The 15,247-nt window shown below is 65.7% G+C and carries 14 protein-coding genes; 6 read left to right on the top strand and 8 right to left on the bottom strand.

The features are described 5' to 3' along the window. Positions 1 to 2,061, top strand: a 2,061-nt coding sequence (locus A3728_RS03150) for a CHASE2 domain-containing protein (RefSeq protein ID WP_150120622.1), incomplete at its 5' end; no start/stop codon positions are given. Positions 2,062 to 2,125: 64 nt separating this feature from the next. On the opposite strand, the gene A3728_RS03145 is transcribed toward A3728_RS03150, so the two are convergent. From A3728_RS03145 to A3728_RS03130, 4 genes are all read right to left on the bottom strand, one after another. After that, positions 2,126 to 2,923, bottom strand: a complete 798-nt coding sequence (locus A3728_RS03145) for a FecR family protein (RefSeq protein ID WP_082850876.1) — start codon at positions 2,921 to 2,923, stop codon at positions 2,126 to 2,128. Positions 2,924 to 2,925: 2 nt separating this feature from the next. After that, complete coding sequence (locus A3728_RS03140; protein ID WP_067920179.1) at positions 2,926 to 4,116, bottom strand: tetratricopeptide repeat protein; 1,191 nt, start codon at positions 4,114 to 4,116, stop codon at positions 2,926 to 2,928. A gap of 114 nt (positions 4,117 to 4,230) precedes the next feature. Then, positions 4,231 to 5,109 (bottom strand): NAD(P)-dependent oxidoreductase, encoded by an 879-nt coding sequence (locus tag A3728_RS03135; RefSeq protein ID WP_067920186.1) that lies wholly within the window; start codon positions 5,107 to 5,109, stop codon positions 4,231 to 4,233. A 162-nt stretch (positions 5,110 to 5,271) separates the two neighbouring features. Next, positions 5,272 to 5,556 carry a DUF2312 domain-containing protein gene (locus A3728_RS03130; RefSeq protein WP_067920177.1) on the bottom strand — a complete coding sequence of 95 codons (285 nt, stop codon included), beginning with the start codon at positions 5,554 to 5,556 and terminating at the stop codon, positions 5,272 to 5,274. Positions 5,557 to 5,674: 118 nt separating this feature from the next. Between A3728_RS03130 and A3728_RS03125 the strand changes: the two genes are divergently transcribed. Both A3728_RS03125 and A3728_RS03120 read left to right on the top strand, forming a co-directional pair. Next, positions 5,675 to 5,899 carry a hypothetical protein gene (locus A3728_RS03125; protein ID WP_067920175.1) on the top strand — a complete coding sequence of 75 codons (225 nt, stop codon included), beginning with the start codon at positions 5,675 to 5,677 and terminating at the stop codon, positions 5,897 to 5,899. 99 nt (positions 5,900 to 5,998) lie between these two features. After that, positions 5,999 to 6,427, top strand: coding sequence for a TIGR01244 family sulfur transferase (locus A3728_RS03120; protein ID WP_067920173.1), 429 nt, complete (start codon positions 5,999 to 6,001; stop codon positions 6,425 to 6,427). Positions 6,428 to 6,453: 26 nt separating this feature from the next. Here A3728_RS03120 and A3728_RS03115 read toward each other — a convergent pair whose 3' ends face one another. The 4 genes from A3728_RS03115 to A3728_RS03100 form a co-directional block, all read right to left on the bottom strand. Next, on the bottom strand, positions 6,454 to 9,183 hold the full coding sequence (locus A3728_RS03115; RefSeq protein WP_067920171.1) for a sensor histidine kinase: 2,730 nt from the start codon (positions 9,181 to 9,183) through the stop codon (positions 6,454 to 6,456). Further along, positions 9,183 to 9,455 carry a hypothetical protein gene (locus A3728_RS03110; RefSeq protein WP_150120623.1) on the bottom strand — a complete coding sequence of 91 codons (273 nt, stop codon included), beginning with the start codon at positions 9,453 to 9,455 and terminating at the stop codon, positions 9,183 to 9,185. The genes A3728_RS03115 and A3728_RS03110 overlap by 1 nt, the downstream gene beginning before the upstream one ends. A 62-nt stretch (positions 9,456 to 9,517) precedes the next feature. Further along, complete coding sequence (locus A3728_RS03105; protein WP_067920167.1) at positions 9,518 to 9,898, bottom strand: response regulator transcription factor; 381 nt, start codon at positions 9,896 to 9,898, stop codon at positions 9,518 to 9,520. Between the two features lie 133 nt (positions 9,899 to 10,031). Beyond that, complete coding sequence (locus A3728_RS03100; RefSeq protein WP_067920165.1) at positions 10,032 to 11,330, bottom strand: helix-turn-helix domain-containing protein; 1,299 nt, start codon at positions 11,328 to 11,330, stop codon at positions 10,032 to 10,034. Between the two features lie 223 nt (positions 11,331 to 11,553). Here A3728_RS03100 and A3728_RS03095 point away from each other — a divergent pair, with 223 nt between their 5' ends. From A3728_RS03095 to A3728_RS03085, 3 genes are all read left to right on the top strand, one after another. Beyond that, positions 11,554 to 12,906 carry a substrate-binding protein gene (locus tag A3728_RS03095; RefSeq protein ID WP_067920163.1) on the top strand — a complete coding sequence of 451 codons (1,353 nt, stop codon included), beginning with the start codon at positions 11,554 to 11,556 and terminating at the stop codon, positions 12,904 to 12,906. A 110-nt stretch (positions 12,907 to 13,016) separates the two neighbouring features. After that, a complete protein-coding gene (locus A3728_RS03090; protein WP_067920161.1) occupies positions 13,017 to 14,045 on the top strand; it encodes a branched-chain amino acid ABC transporter permease in 1,029 nt (342 codons plus the stop codon). A gap of 3 nt (positions 14,046 to 14,048) precedes the next feature. After that, on the top strand, positions 14,049 to 15,247 hold a 1,199-nt coding region (locus A3728_RS03085; RefSeq protein WP_067920159.1), incomplete at its 3' end, for a branched-chain amino acid ABC transporter permease.

The raw sequence follows: 15,247 nt of genomic DNA, 5'->3' as shown, positions 1-15,247 counted from the left end.
GACCCCGCTGCCCCCGTTCATGTGGTGGATATCGACGAAGCTTCGCTGCGCGAGTTGGGTCAATGGCCTTGGCCGCGCACCTTCGTGGCGGAACTGACGGACCGTCTCTTTGCCTCGGGCGCCGTGGCCGTGGGCTTCGATATCCTTTTCACCGAACCTGACCGCACCTCGCCCGATGCGGTGCTGCGCAACATGCAACGCTTCGCGCGCGGCACGGCGCGGCTTCCTGCCGATCTTGCCGGGCAGAACAACGACGAGAACCTCGCCGCCGCCATCGCCGGTCGCCCGGTCGTCCTCGCCCTAGCCGGGGCGCCGCGCGGCGAGGTGCCCGCGCCCAAGGCGGGTATCTCCTTCACCGGGGCGCGGCCCGACAGCGCGGTCACCTCCTATCCCGGCGCGCTCGCTCCCTTGCCTGTACTCACTGATGCGGCAGCGGGCCTCGGCGTGATCAGCCTTGGTGCGGGAAACGACGGCATTTCGCGCGGGGTGCCCATGGTCGCGCGCATGGGCGACCGGCTGATGCCGTCGCTGGCGGCGGAGCTTTTGCGCGTGGCCCAGGGGGCGCGCAGCCATATCCTAAAGACCAGCGAAGCCTCGGGCGAGGTTTCGGGCGGCACGGCCCGCGTGGTGGCCATGCGCACGGGCGGTGCGGAATACCCGCTCGACGGCAACGGCGAGCTTCGGCTGCATTTCACCGAAGAGACCGAGAACCGGATGACCCCCGCCCATCTGGTGCTGAACGATACCGCCCTGCCCGGCCTGCAACCGGCCATCGCCGGGCGGATCATCCTTGTCGGCTCAAGCGCGCAGGGTCTTTTCGACCTGCGCCGGACACCCCTGTCGGCGAGCGTGCCGGGCGTGTTGCTGCAGGCCGATGTTCTCGAACAGGTGCTGGCGCAAACCTTCCTGACACGGCCTGACTGGATGCCGGGGTTAGAGCTGGTGCTGCTGCTTCTGGCCGGGCTCACCGTTACGTTCCTCTGCACGAAGGACAAGCCGATGGCGGCGCTCATCGGGCTCGCCGTCCTCGGCATTGCGGCGGCCCTTGGCGGGTGGCAGGCCTTTGCGCGGGCGGGTCTGCTGTTCGATCCGTCGCTGATCGTGATCACCGGTTTCGCGACGCTCCTGCCCGGCTCGGCATTGGGGCTCATCGGCAAGGAGCGGATGCGCGCCAAGATACGCAGCCGCTTTGCCTATTTCGTGCCCGGCACGCTGGTGGATGAAATCGCCGCCGATCCGGGCCATGCCCTGACCCCCAACGGTGCCTCGCGCGAGATGACGGTAATGTTCGTCGACATGCGGCGGTTTTCCACGGTGACGGAAAAGATGTCGCCCGAAGACGTCGTGCGCCTGCTCAACCGCTACCTCGGTGCGGTCTCGGACGCGATGATGGAACATGGGGCCACGATCGACAAATATATCGGCGATGCAATCATGGCCTTCTGGAACGCCCCCCTCCCGCAGGCGGACCACAGGGCGCGCGCGCTTGCCACGATCTTCGCCATCGAGGACCACGTGGCGGAAGCCAACGCGCTGCTGGAGGCCGAAGGCCTGCCTGCTGTCGGCATCGGGTTGGGGATCAACACGGGGCAGGCTTTCGTCGGGCTCATGGGCTCGCGCGACCGGCTGTCCTATACCTGCGTGGGCGACAGCGTGACCCAGGCCGCACGGTTCGAAGGGCTGACCCGGCTCTATGGTACGATCAATTGCGTGGGGGCCGATACCGTGGCCGCCCTGCCCGACGACATGCGCAGCGTGATGCTGGACAAGGTGGTGGTAAAGGGCCGCAAGGAACCCGTCGCCCTGCATACGGTCTACAAGGCTGAAAACACGGAATTTCACGCCGCTGCCAAAAGCTTCGAGGACGCGCGCAACGCCTATCTCGCCCGGGAATGGGACCGCGCGTTGGAGCATCTGGCCGCCCTCTCCGCCCGGCAGGTCACAGGGTTCGAGACCGACAGGCTTGCCGATCTATATCGGGAGCGTATCGCGGTCCTGCGGAATACCGATCTGCCCCCGGAGTGGGACGGCACATTCGTGGCGGACAGCAAGCGGGGCTGAACGGAAAACCGGCGCGACATGTATCGCGCCGGTGCATAGCGACTGAGCAGTCGCCGAAAACGTTCTAGAACAGCGGGCCGCTGATGACGGGCGTTGATTCCGAGCCGAAGATGTTCCCGATACGGGTGCCGAAGATATCCGTATTCTCGTTGCCGGTGGCTCCGCGTGCGCCTTGCGTCGAAAGCGGCGCGTCCCCCGGCTCCACCGCTGTGCGCACACCGGCGGGCACCGAACGGCGCGCGAGCGTCGTCGGCGGGGTCCCGTCTATCCGCGTCAGCGCGGTGGAGAGGTATTGCTGCGACACCTGGCCCGAATAGCCTGCCTCCGTCAGAACGCCGCCCGGGCGGTTGGTGCAGCTGCGCCCTGTCCCGGTGGTGATGCACATTTGCTGGCCCATCAGGAACACGGCGATGGTGCGCCCGTTGATAAAGCTGACCAGCGCGGAGGATCCGCGAATACCCAGCGTCGCCGTGGGCGTGGTGATGGTGGCCTCCTGCGCCTCGCTGGTGGCGCCGCCCACGAACCGCAGGGCGCCTTGGGCCAGTTTGATGCCCATGGTGCCGCTGCCCCCGGCGGGGTCATAGACGAAGCGGTCCAGCACGATCAGGCTGGACGGTGCGACCGACAGGGTCGTCTGATCGTCGAAAAGCAGCTGGCCGCGCGCGGTGGCGGTCGTCGCGACCTCATCGTCCTGCACGACTCCCGCGCCGAGGCCAAGCTCCCGCGCGGCGTTCTGCCCCGGCGCGGTGGCGCGCATGTTGGGATCGAGAGAGGCGACCACTCCGATCTGCTGGGCGGTGGCACCATGCCCGGACAAAGATACCCAGAGCGCGGCGACAAGAGATGTAAGTTTAGGGGCCATCTTCAAAACTCCAGACCAACGGACAGGGACACGAGCGTTTCATCGACCTCCAAACCGGCGACATTGCTCGACCGGTCGAAATACTGAACCTGCGGCTCGACGTAGAAATCCTGCGTAAAATAGGCGCGCAGGGCGGCCCCGATCTGGCGCGTTTCGTCTTCACGGGTCGTTGCGAATTCTTCCTCGTCATATTGGACAAAGGCGCTCACCACCCAGTCGCGCGGGCCCAGGCGGGTGCGGAAGCTGTGCGCCATGTCCAGCCGCAGCGCCGCTTCGTCACTGTCAAAGGCGGGCTGGTCCATGTCATGGGTGCGCGCGAAAAGCGTCGCGCGCAGGCGGGTATCGTTGGACAGGGCCCAGACCGCGCCGATCCGTCCTTCGGCATAGCTACCGTCCACATCGGGGATGTTGTAGGTGATGCGCCCGCCCTCGGCGCCCGCGAAGATCGACCAATTGGCCGAGAGCGCATTGTCATAGACCGCCCCGAGGCCGAGCGATGTGCGGTCTTCCGTTATCTGGTCATCATCGACCGCGCGGAACGACAGATAGGGGCGCAGGGTCGGCCCGAAGCGATCCCCGTTGAGGCTGAAAATCGGGCCCGTGGTGATCCGACCGGAGGTCTGACCGAGCGGCGTGCCCGACCCGAATTCGGCAAGGTCGATACGGATGCCCGTAACCCAGTCACGGCGTGTCGCCCCCCCCATGTCGATCCGGTGCGTGAGTGAGAGCGTTCCCACCGTCCCCGTTTCGCCCAAGTCGGACAGATGCGCAGCACCGATTTCCACGTAGCCGGACAGGGACTGGCGCTGCCGCCGCTCGCGCGTGGCGTCACGGTAGGCCGCAGCTTCCTGCGCCTCCTGCGGGGTCAGCGCGCCAGACCGCTGGAGGATCGTGAAGTGATACTGCGCCACCTCGTAGGACCCCAGCGCGAAATAGGCCTGCGCCAGTTGCAACCGCGCATCCACGGAAGCGGGATCGCGGTCCAGCACCCGTTCCAGAACCGAAACCGCGGCTTCGTAGTCGCGCAGTTCGACGGACATTCTGGCATATTGCAAGGCCAGCGCGTCATTCGTAGGCGCGGCCTTCAATCGCAGGAACAGCGCGTCCCTTTCAGCGGGTGTCGCCGCATGGAGCGCCGTGACGGAAAGTGCAAGCGACAGGACAGATGCTGACGCGCGAAGGAATCTCTTCATAAAACAGACCTCTGAAAAACCACAGAGATCTGGCCACGGGTCGAACCGCTCTGTCAACTTTCGCGGTAGGGCAGCCCGCGAAAAACGAGAATGTGGCTTTTCTGTGACAAAGTCCTATCGCGTCAGCAGCCCGTTCAGGTCGAGCAGTTCCTCGAAGAGGCCCGAGTGGTCCCTTTCGGCCCCGTCGAGTTCCGACAGATAGCGCGCGTAGCGGTCCCGCGTCTGGCGCACTGTGGGCAAATCGAGTTCACCCGCTTCGGACAGGACGTTTTCCATATCCTTCAACTGCAACCGGGCCGGGCCGCCGGGGGTGAAGTCCCGCTGTTGCATCCGCGCTCCGTGAAGCTGCAGAACCGTGCTGTCCGCGAAACCGCCGCGCAGGGCTTCGCGCACGCCCGCGGGATCGGCCCCGCCGCGTTCCAGCAGCAGCGTCGCCTCCGCCACCGCGGCGATGGCGATCCCCACGATGGCCTGATTGGCGAGCTTGGCAAGCTGCCCTGCGCCCACCGGCCCCACCCGCGTCGGTCGGCCCATGGTGGCCAGCAGCGCGCGGGCCTTCTCGAAATCCTCCGGCGCGGCGCCGGCCATGATCGCGAGTGTTCCCGCCTCTGCGCCGCCCGGCCCGCCGGACACCGGCGCATCGATGAAGCCGACATCGATTCCCAAAAGCCGTTCGGCGGCGGCGCGCGCTTCGCCCGGGCGGGCGCTCGACATATCGATCCAGAGCGTTCCGGGGCGCAGCGCCTTTTGCAACGCCTCTTCTTCCAGCAGCGCCAGCAGCGCCTTGCCGTCCGACAGCATGCTGATGACGAAATCCGCCTGCTCGACCGCTTCGGCGGGGGTCTGCGCCGCCGAAATCCCCGCGTCCGCCAGCGCCCGCGCCTTCGCCGCCGTGCGGTTCCAGGCGGTCACCTGATAGCCCCCCGCCGCGATGTTCCGCGCCATCGGCGCGCCCATCAGCCCGGTGCCCAGAACGGCGATGTTCTGTGTCATGGCCGCGACCTCGTCAAAATGGTGGGTTGGGGTTTCTGCATCATTCGCTCCCTTCCGGATCGGTTTGCCCTGCCCCTGGCGGAGCAAGGGCTTTCTCCGGCACTATCTTGCTCAACGCGGCCCTGACCATGCGGCAACCCACACCGGCAGGCTCCCCGGACATCACATGCCGAGCGCTTCCTTGTACATCTCCAGCACCGCCTCTTCTTCGGCGATATCGTCCTTGTCGCGCTTGCGCAGGGCGATGACCTTGCGCAGGACCTTTGTGTCGTAACCGCGGGCCTTGGCTTCGGCCATGACTTCCTTTTGCTGTTCGGCAAGGTCCTTCTTTTCGGCATCCAGCCGTTCGATCCGTTCCACGAACTGGCGCAATTCATTCGCCGTCACGCGGTAGGTCGCATCGCCCGCATCCTCGATCACGTCGGGGTTGGTGGCCGTGTCGCTCATCTGTCGCTCCTGCTCTGGTGGTTGCGCCTGACTATCCAAGCGCCCGCTCCGTCGCAAGACGGACTTGCGGGGTGGCGGCATATCCTCTACCCCGCCCGCAAAGGGGAGATGCCACAGAATGCCGCTTTTCGAAATCCTCGTCTGGGTCGGGACGGCCCTGTCCCTTCTGGGTCTGGCCGGGTTGATCTGGTCCATCGTCAAGGTCGCGCGGGCCAAGCGCGCCGCACTGGACGATGCGCAGTTGCGGGCCGAGATCCGCGCAGCCCTGCCGCTGAACCTCGGCGCGCTGTTCCTGTCGGTGATCGGACTGATGATGGTGATCGTGGGCGTCTTCCTTTCCTGACCCATCGCAGCGCGCCGTCTGGCGGCAGTCCGCCGAAGCCGGTCCGTGCCCCTCTGCATAAGACTGGACAGTTGCCGGGCGACATCCTAATCCACTGCCATGGAAATGCGTCGCCTCACCCCCCGCTATTACGTCTCGCCGCAGATCGCGGCAGAGGACATGCCCGCCCTGCGTGACGCCGGCATCACCCGCATCCTGTGCAACCGCCCCGACGCCGAAGTGCCGCCGAGCCAGCAGGCCGCCGCCATCCGCGCCGCCGCGACGGAAGCGGGGATCGGTTTCGCCGAAGTTCCCCTCACCCATCAGACCATGGTGCCCGACGTCATTGCCCGCAATCGCGCCGAAGGGGTGGAAACTAATGAAACGGTGCTGGCCTATTGCGCATCGGGCACCCGGTCGACCATCGCTTGGGCGCTGGGTCAGGCGGGCCAACTGCCGGCAGACGATATCGTCGCATCGGCGCGGGCGGCAGGGTATGATCTGGAAAACCTGCGCCCCATGCTCGGCGCCTCCTTCACCGCGGACTGAGGCCCAGCCCGGACTGGCGCGGTGGGTTAGCCCACACGCTGCATATCCCCGACCCGCGCTTTCGGGGCCTCGGCCTGCCCTGCGGGCAGCCGCACGCGGAAGGCAGTGCCGTCGCCCCCCTCCACCAGATCGATATGCCCGCCCAGCCGCGTCATGATCTCGCGGCAGATCGAAAGCCCCAGCCCCGCGCCATCGCCCGCGTCGCCTGTGCGCATCAGGCGGGTGAACTTCTCGAACACCAGCGCGCGGTCCTGCGGGGCGATGCCCGCCCCGTTGTCGAGGAATATCACGTCGATCCAACCATCGTGCCGTGCTGTTGAAATCCGCAGCCGCGGCGCGGCGCTGACACAGTATTTCTGGGCATTAGTCACAAGGTTGATGAAAACCTGCGCGAGCCGGTCCGGATCGGTGAGAAACCCGAGGTTCTCCTCCGCCGGGTCGCGTTCAATGGTCAGGGGCCGCGTGGCGCCCGTCTGAGCGGTCGTGACCGCGTGATCCAGCACGTCGCCCAGGGTGCAGCGCGCCAGATTGAGCGTGACCTGCCCGTTTTCCAGCACCGACAGATCCAGCAGATCATCCAGCAGGCGGGTCAGGCGCAGCGCTTCGGTATGGATGATGGAGGCATAGCGCGTCTTGTCCTCAGCGCTCAGCCGGTCGGTATCGCGCAGGATCTCCGAAAAGGAGCGGATGGAGGTCATCGGGGTGCGCAGCTCGTGACTGATCTGGCTCAGGAAGTTGTCCTTTTGCAGCGAGAGTTGGGTCAGCTTCTCGTTCGCCGCGCGCAACTGGGCGGCGGTTTCAACCAGCTCCCGGCTCTTGGCTTCCAACTGGCTGGAATATTCGAGCATCTGCGCGGATTCGTCCGCCACCGCCAGCAGGTCCTGCACAGAAACCGAGGCGCCCCCCACGATCTGCGCCACCATGGCATGCGCCGTTGCGGCCCCCACGGCACCGGCCAGTTCACGCTCCAGCGCCTGAACGAAATCGGGCGTGGGCTCCGGCAGCGTGCCCGCGCCCCCCTGCCGCTGCGCCCAGTGCCGGAAAAAGACCTGAGCCTCCCGCGCGCCGAGGATCCGCTGCGCCATGATCATCAACTCCTCGCTTCCGGCCACGCTGGCGGTCCAGCTTCGGGTCGGGCGGGAATGGTCCAGCACGTTGACGAATTGCGCGCCCTGCAGCCGCTCCACCGGGTCGGGAAAGGTGAAGATCGACACCAGCCCGAAGACCAACGCATTGAGCGACAGGCTCCAGACCACCGCATGAACGGTCGGATCAAGCCCCTCGATCCCGAAAAGCGCCTGTGGCCGCAGCCACCCCAGCCCCAGCACGCCTTCTGCGAATATGCCCGCTGACAGCGCCACGCCTTCGCCGAAACTGGGCAACAGCATGGTGAACATCCACAGCGCGAAACCGGTGGCCAGACCGCTCAGCGCCCCGGCGCGCGTTGCCCCGCGCCAGAAAATGCCGCCCAGCAGCGCCGGCAAGAACTGCGCCACCCCGCCGAAGGAGATCAGACCGATCGCCGCCAGCGCGCCGCTGCCCCCCGAGGCCCGGTAATAGGAATAGCCCAGCCCGATGATCAGCAGGATCGACAGCCGCCGCGCGAGGATGACGACATTGCGCACATCGCCCGACTGGCTCGCCCCGCCCTGCCGCACCGCAAGGAAGATCGGCATGACGATATGGTTGCTCACCATGGTAGAGAGCGCGAGCGTGGCGACGATCACCATGGAGGTGGCGGAAGAAAACCCGCCCAGAAAGGACAGCATCGCCAGGCCGTTCTGCCCCTCGCTCAACGGCAGGGAGAGCACGAAGAGATCGGGGTTCGAGCCCGGCGGCAGCAGGTCGAGCCCGGTGACGGCGATGGGCACGACGAACAGGCTCATGAGCATCAGGTAAAGCGGGAAAGCCCAGCTTGCGATCTGCAGATGCCTTTCGTCGTCGTTCTCCACCACCATGACCTGAAACATCCGCGGCAGGCAGACAAAGGCCGCCGCCGCCAGAATGGTGAGCGCGGCCCAGCGGCTGCCGTCCACCCGCCATTGCCCGATGTCGGAGGCATCGATCCGCGCCAGCGTGTTTTCGATCCCCCCCGCCAGCCCCCAGACCACGAAGATCCCCACTGCCAGCAACGCCACCAGCTTCACCACAGCCTCCACCGCCACGGCGATCACCACGCCATGATGGCGTTCGTTGACGTTGAGGTTCCGGGTCCCGAAGAGCACGGTGAAAAGCGCAAGTCCGACCGCCACCCAGAGGGCCGAACTGCCCAGATCGGGCACCGCCCCATCGGCGGGCGCCTCCGACACGGCAAAGATCGACAGCGACAGGGTGACCGACTGCAACTGCAGCGCGATATAGGGGGTCACGCCGATCACGGCCATGGTCGTCACCACGATGGCCAGCAAGTTGGATTTCCCGAAGCGGGAGGAGATGAGATCGGCGATCGACGTTACCCGCTGGGCGCGTCCGATCCGGACCAGACGGCGCAGCAGCCACCACCATGCCACCATGATCAGGCTCGGACCGAGATAGATCGTAACATATTCCAGCCCCGAGCGGGCGGCGTAGCCCACCGCACCATAGAACGTCCAGGCGGTGCAGTAGATCGACAGCGACAGCGTATAGACCAGCGGCGAGCGCAGGAGCCAGTCGCCATGGCCGCGCAGCGCCGCGCGTTCGGCGGCAAAGGCCACGATGAAAAGCCCCGCGACATAGGTCAGGCAGACGATCACGAGCTGGTTGAGCGAAACCATCAGCCGCCCCCTTCAGCCGGTGCGGCAGGGTCGACAGGCTCCCCCGGGCCGGGCAGATCACCGGTGCGCCGCCACAGCACGGCGGCCGACAGGATCAACAGCAGCCAGACACCAAAGATGTAGCGCAGGGCATCGGCGGTGGTCATGCCGGGGGCGGTGTCTGCCCCGGTTCCCGGGGGTAGCCCCTCCGGCCCCGGTCCGAGCGGCCAGAGCAGCGGCACCATCCAAAGCGCAAGCCCCAGAAACGGCAGCACCCGCAGCGCGTCCATCATACGCCGACGGCGATAGCTCCGCCGTTCGAGAAAGAGCGGCGGGCCCGCCACGCCCGGGCCCGTCAGCCCGCCGGGCCGCCGCGGGTGAGGTCACGCACCGCGTCCAGCATCTCGGCGTTGGAGAAAGGTTTGGTCATGAACCGGCTGACGCCCGCGCGTTCGGCCATCTCACGGTCGCGGCTCTGGCCACGCGCGGTGAGCATCAGGACAGGCAGGGCCTGCAGTTCCGGGTCCGCCCGCAGGTCCTGCAGAATCTCAAAGCCGCTGCGCCCGGGCAACATCACGTCAAGCATCACGAGATCGGGCATCGCCTTGCGGATCACCTTCAGCGCCGAGCTGCCGTTGGCCAGCGTCTCGACCCGCCAGCCTTCGCGGCTCAGCAGGAAACGGATCGCTTCCGCGATGTTGAGCTCGTCTTCGACGAGCACCACGCGTTTGCCCATGGGCGGTTGTCCTCCCCTCGATCCGTGGCGCCCGCCCTCCCGCAGGCTCCGTCACGGCAGCGCCGAGGATGCACCGGTTTCCCCGGGGTGTCAAAAGCCTATACGCATTTGCTTTTTTCGCGCGCCCCGCCGGTCACAGCCCGGTTTCCAGGATCGACGGCTCGCGCCGGGCGCTGCAGGCTTCGCGCGGGCAGACGCGGCAGGTCGCGCCCACTTCCTGCCGGTCCGCCGATACGCGGGCGGCGGGCAGGATCAGCATCGTGGCCAGCACCAGCGGGGTGGCGTTATAGCCCGGCGCGCTCTGCGTTTCGCAGGTGGCGAAACAATCGAACTGGGCGCTGGACCGGCCCAGTTGCTCGATCCGCTGGGAAACCACCATCCCCGGATGACCCAGCACCGCGAAGAGCGGCCAGAGCGGGCAGCAGTCGCCGAACCGGGGGACGGTGAAACCGCTGACCGATTTGCGAAAGATCACCGTGCCTGAACGGTCGCAGACCACCAGCCCGCAGCCAAGGTCGCGCAGGGCCGCCAGACGGCGCAGGACGCGGCCTATCGGCTGATGCAACTGCCGCGCCAATGCCGCGGGATCGGTGCCGATGCCCCCGCCCATGGCCTCGCGCAGCGAATCCAGTGGCAGTGCCGCCGCGTCCCACGCCGCCTGCTGAAGCACGTTCTGCGCAATGTGACGTGCGGCGGCGGACCGCAGCTCCGGCGCCTCTGCCACCAGACGGGCACGGTCTTCGGGCAGCGCCTTCGGGTCCTCCACCACGTCGAAGCTGAAGCCGTGGCGTTCGAGGAAAGCCTCCACCTCCTCCTGTGGGGAATGGCCCGCTTCCGCCGCGCTCATATCGGCGTCGAGATAGCCCACCAGCGCCTGCGCGCTGTCGGACAACCTGCGACTGTCTTCGGCCAGATTGCCGTGGAAGCGGGCGCGCCATTCGGGCTGAAGCTCGCGGTTCTCATCGAGGATCGCGGCGGTGGAGCGGATGGCGGCGGCGGTCGACAGCAACTCATGCATCGAAGCGGCAAGATGGGGATCATGGGCCATGCGGTCCGTCAACGTCTCCACCGTGCGTTCGAGCGCGCTGACCCGGCGGCGTGTGGCGGCCAGCACCCCGGCCCAGCCGGGAAAGCGGCCTGCGAATTCGTCCGCCCGAGCCAATTCCGGCCCGGCGAGGTCCGCCTCGCTCGCCGCTTCGCGCAGGCTGGCCACGAGCGCGGCCTCCGCCCCTTCGGTCAGGCTGTGCGGCTCCACGTCGAGCGCGCCGGCGATGTCCAGCAGCAGCTTGCCCCCGATCCGGCGGCGGTTGTGTTCGATGAGGTTGAGATAGCTGGCGGAGATACCGACCGACCGGGCGAGTTCGGCCTGCTTCATCCCTGTCATGGTACGCCGCTCGCGGATGCGGCTGCCCGTCAGTGCGTCGCGCGCCATGCTATGCCGCCCCCGGTGCAAAGGGCGCTGAATTCTGCGCCGCAGTATCAGTTAATTTACAAAACACATGGGTCATCTGCGAATTTGTTTACAATATTCTGGCGCAGATCAAGGGGGTTATTGAACGGTTTTCAGAAACAAGGTCATACATGATTTGCATACTTGTGCGCCCAAGGATCGGAGGAGGAACCGGTTCACGGGATCAACAAATTGGGAGGAATTCATGTCATTCAACAACTTGACACGCCGTGGGCTGATCCAGACCGGGGTCGTCGCGGGGGCAGGGCTTGCGCTGCCGACCTATCTGCGCGCCGATGCGCATACCGGCTTCACGAACGCGCCCACCGGCAGCACCGTGACGCTCGGCTTTAACGTACCCCAGACCGGCCCCTACGCCGAAGAAGGTCTGGACGAGCTGCGCGCGCAGGAACTCGCGGTCGAGCACCTCAACGGTGAAGGCGACGGCGGCATGCTGAACACCTTCAGCTCCAAGGCGCTTCAGGGCAACGGTATCCTGGGCAAGAAGGTGCAGTACGTCACAGGCGATACCCAGACGAAATCCGACGCGGCCCGCGCCTCCGCCAAGGCGATGATCGAAAAAGACGGCGCCATCATGATCAACGGCGGCTCGTCCTCGGGCGTGGCCGTGGCCGTTCAGGGCCTCTGCCAGGAAGCCGGCGTGATCTTCATGGCCGGTCTGACCCACTCCAACGACACCACCGGCAAGGACCGCAAGGCGAATGGCTTCCGCCACTTCTTCAACGCCTACATGTCCGCCGCCGCACTGGCACCGGTGCTCAAGAACGCCTATGGCGAAGACCGCCGCGCCTATCACCTGACGGCGGACTACAACTGGGGCTGGACCCAGCAGGAATCCATCGCCGCCGCGACCGAAGCCATGGGCTGGGAGACCGTCAACAACGTGCTGACGCCGCTCGCCTCCACTGACTTCTCCTCCTACATCGCGCCGGTGCTGAATTCGGGCGCAGATGTGCTGGTTCTGAACCACTACGGCGGAAACATGGTCAACTCTCTGACCAACGCGATCCAGTTCGACCTGCTGAGCAAGCAGGTGAACGGCAAGGACTTCCAGATCGTCGTGCCGCTCTACTCCGAACTGATGGCCGCGGGTGCGGGCAGCAACGTGCAGGGCGTGATCGGCTCCATGAACTGGAACTGGCAGCTGCAGGACGAAGGCTCCAAAGCGTTCACACGCTCCTTCGGCGAAAAGTATGGCCGCCCGCCCTCCAACTCCGCGCATACCTGCTACGTGCAGACGCTGCTCTATGCGGATGCGGTGGAACGTGCCGGCTCCTTCAACCCCTGTGCCGTGGCCGAAGCGCTCGAAGGCTTCGAGTTCGACGGCATGGGCAACGGTCCGACCCTCTACCGTGGCGAAGACCACCAGTGCTTCAAGGACGTGCTGGTCATGAAGGGCAAGGAAAACCCGACCAACCAGTACGACACGCTGGAAATCGTCGAGGTCACACCGGTCGAGCAGGTCATGTACGCACCCGATCACCCGATGTTCGGCGGTGCGGATGCCACACTGGGCGAATGCAACCCCGGCGCCTGAGCCCTTTATCTCACTGACATCGGCAGGGGGCGTCGCGACGCCGCCCCCTGCCCCTCCGTTTCCCCCGGTGCACGCCTGCAATTCGGGGGACTTTCCACAAGGTGGGGACCATGGACGCAATCCTTCTTCAATTCCTGAACGGCCTCGACAAGGGATCCGCCTATGCGCTGATCGCTCTCGGGCTGACACTCATTTTCGGCACGCTCGGCGTGGTGAACTTCGCCCACGGCGCGCTCTTCATGATCGGGGCCTTCTGCTCCGTGACGGTGCAACGCCTGCTGACGCTCAGCCATGAAACCCTGTCGGAGACAGAGAAGGACTTTCTGGGCAACCCCCTGAAGATCAAGACCCCCTATGTGCAGGACTGGTTCGGCCCCGAGGTGGGCGCCAGTATCATCGACTGGTCCGTGCCACTGGCGATTCTGCTGGCGATCCCGGTGATGCTGATCATCGGCTTCGTCATGGAGCGCGGGCTGATCAAGCATTTCTACAAGCGTCCCCACGCCGACCAGATCCTCGTGACTTTCGGCCTCGCCATCGTGCTGCAGGAGATCGTCAAGTATTTCTACGGCGCCAACCCGATCCCCACCCCCGCACCGGCGGCCTTCGCGGGCAGCTTCGACTTCGGGGCGCTGCTGGGGCTCGATACGGTCATCGCCTACCCCTACTGGCGGCTCGTCTACTTCGGCTTCTCGGCGCTCATCATCGGAGCGGTCTTCGCCTTCCTGCAGTTCACCACCTTCGGGATGGTCGTGCGGGCCGGTATGGCTGACCGTGAAACGGTGGGCCTGCTGGGCATCGACATCGACCGCCGCTTTACCATCATGTTCGGCATCGCCGCCGCAGTGGCGGGGCTGGCCGGGGTGATGTACGCCCCCATCAACTCACCCAACTACCACATGGGCATGGACTTCCTGGTGCTCAGCTTCGTCGTGGTCGTCGTGGGGGGCATGGGCTCTCTACCCGGTGCGGTGCTCGCGGGCTTCATGCTGGGCATCCTCGAATCCATCGCCTCCATGAACGAGGTAAAGGCAATCCTGCCGGGCATCGACCAGATCATCATCTACGTCATTGCAATCATCATTCTGTTGACGCGTCCGCGTGGCCTGCTTGGCCGCAAGGGCGTGATGGAGGAATAACCAATGTTCGGATCGGAAAAGCGTGACAGAACGCTGCTTATCGTGGTCGCCATCCTGACCATCTTCGCGCCGTTCATCCTCAACCCCTTCCCCACGGACAGCGCCATGGCGCAGTTCAACGCGGGCTACCCGGACCTGATGCAGCGCTTCGTGATCTTCGGGATCTTTGCGATCGGGTTCAACATCCTCTTCGGGCTGACCGGCTACCTCAGCTTCGGGCATGCCGCCTTCCTCGGCATCGGATCCTACGCCGTGGTCTGGATGTACAAGCTGCTGGACTACAACATCATCCCGGGGCTGATCCTGTCCGTCATCGTCAGCGGTATCTTCGCGGTGGCGATCGGCTACATCAGCCTGCGGCGCTCCGGCATCTACTTCTCGATCCTGACGCTGGCCTTCGCGCAGATGCTCTTTGCGGTGTCCTATTCGGACCTCGTCGGCCGCTTCTTCGGCACCACGATCACCAATGGTGAAACCGGGCTGCAGGTCTATACCTCCGACCCGCAGATCCTGATCGACAGCTGGGAAAGCGTGCCGCATCTTCTGGGGCTGGTAGAGATGCGCTCCACCTACACGCTGGATGCGGGCGCATGGTCCTTCGACTTCAACGCGGGCTACTATTTCTCCGCCGCGGTGATGCTGCTGGCCTTCTACCTCGCCATGCGGATCTTCCGCTCGCCCTTCGGCATGATGCTGCGGGCGGTGAAGTCGAACCAGCAGCGCATGAACTACACCGGTCTCAACACGCGGCCCTACATGCTGGCGGCTTTCGTGATCTCCGGCATGTATGCGGGCCTCGCCGGTGGGCTGCTTGCCTCCATGGATCCGCTCGCCGGGGCCGAGCGGATGCAGTGGACCGCCAGCGGCGAGGTCGTGCTGATGACGATCCTCGGCGGCGCGGGCACCTTGATCGGGCCGGTGCTGGGTGCGGGCTTCATCAAGTACTTCGAGAACATCTTCGCCAAGATCAACGACAACGTCCTGCACGGCTGGTTCGCCTTCATGCCGGACGGTCTTGAGAACGCGATGGTGACCATCGTCCACCCCTTCGTGGGCAAGGGCTGGCACCTGACGCTGGGCCTGATGTTCATGCTGGTCGTCATCTTCCTGCCCGGCGGGCTGGTCGAAGGCGGACAGCGGGCGGGACGCTTCGTCTTCCGCCGCCGCGACCGCAAAGCCGGGGACGTCGAATCCGACGCCGC

Source organism: Sulfitobacter sp. HI0040, from assembly GCF_001634885.1.
Classification (GTDB): domain Bacteria; phylum Pseudomonadota; class Alphaproteobacteria; order Rhodobacterales; family Rhodobacteraceae; genus Sulfitobacter.
The sequence above is the reverse complement of the archived record's forward strand: the minus strand, read 5'-3'. Positions and strand labels throughout refer to the sequence as shown.

What these genes read in the sequence shown, in the direction of transcription:
- A3728_RS03145 (WP_082850876.1), bottom strand. Translation starts at nt 2,923, where the DNA reads ATGGCCCCTAAACTTACATCTCTTGTCGCCGCGCTCTGGGTATCTTTG.
- A3728_RS03140 (WP_067920179.1), bottom strand. Translation starts at nt 4,116, where the DNA reads ATGAAGAGATTCCTTCGCGCGTCAGCATCTGTCCTGTCGCTTGCACTT.
- A3728_RS03135 (WP_067920186.1), bottom strand. Translation starts at nt 5,109, where the DNA reads ATGACACAGAACATCGCCGTTCTGGGCACCGGGCTGATGGGCGCGCCG.
- A3728_RS03130 (WP_067920177.1), bottom strand. Translation starts at nt 5,556, where the DNA reads ATGAGCGACACGGCCACCAACCCCGACGTGATCGAGGATGCGGGCGAT.
- A3728_RS03125 (WP_067920175.1), top strand. Translation starts at nt 5,675, where the DNA reads ATGCCGCTTTTCGAAATCCTCGTCTGGGTCGGGACGGCCCTGTCCCTT.
- A3728_RS03120 (WP_067920173.1), top strand. Translation starts at nt 5,999, where the DNA reads ATGGAAATGCGTCGCCTCACCCCCCGCTATTACGTCTCGCCGCAGATC.
- A3728_RS03115 (WP_067920171.1), bottom strand. Translation starts at nt 9,183, where the DNA reads ATGGTTTCGCTCAACCAGCTCGTGATCGTCTGCCTGACCTATGTCGCG.
- A3728_RS03110 (WP_150120623.1), bottom strand. Translation starts at nt 9,455, where the DNA reads ATGATGGACGCGCTGCGGGTGCTGCCGTTTCTGGGGCTTGCGCTTTGG.
- A3728_RS03105 (WP_067920167.1), bottom strand. Translation starts at nt 9,898, where the DNA reads ATGGGCAAACGCGTGGTGCTCGTCGAAGACGAGCTCAACATCGCGGAA.
- A3728_RS03100 (WP_067920165.1), bottom strand. Translation starts at nt 11,330, where the DNA reads ATGGCGCGCGACGCACTGACGGGCAGCCGCATCCGCGAGCGGCGTACC.
- A3728_RS03095 (WP_067920163.1), top strand. Translation starts at nt 11,554, where the DNA reads ATGTCATTCAACAACTTGACACGCCGTGGGCTGATCCAGACCGGGGTC.
- A3728_RS03090 (WP_067920161.1), top strand. Translation starts at nt 13,017, where the DNA reads ATGGACGCAATCCTTCTTCAATTCCTGAACGGCCTCGACAAGGGATCC.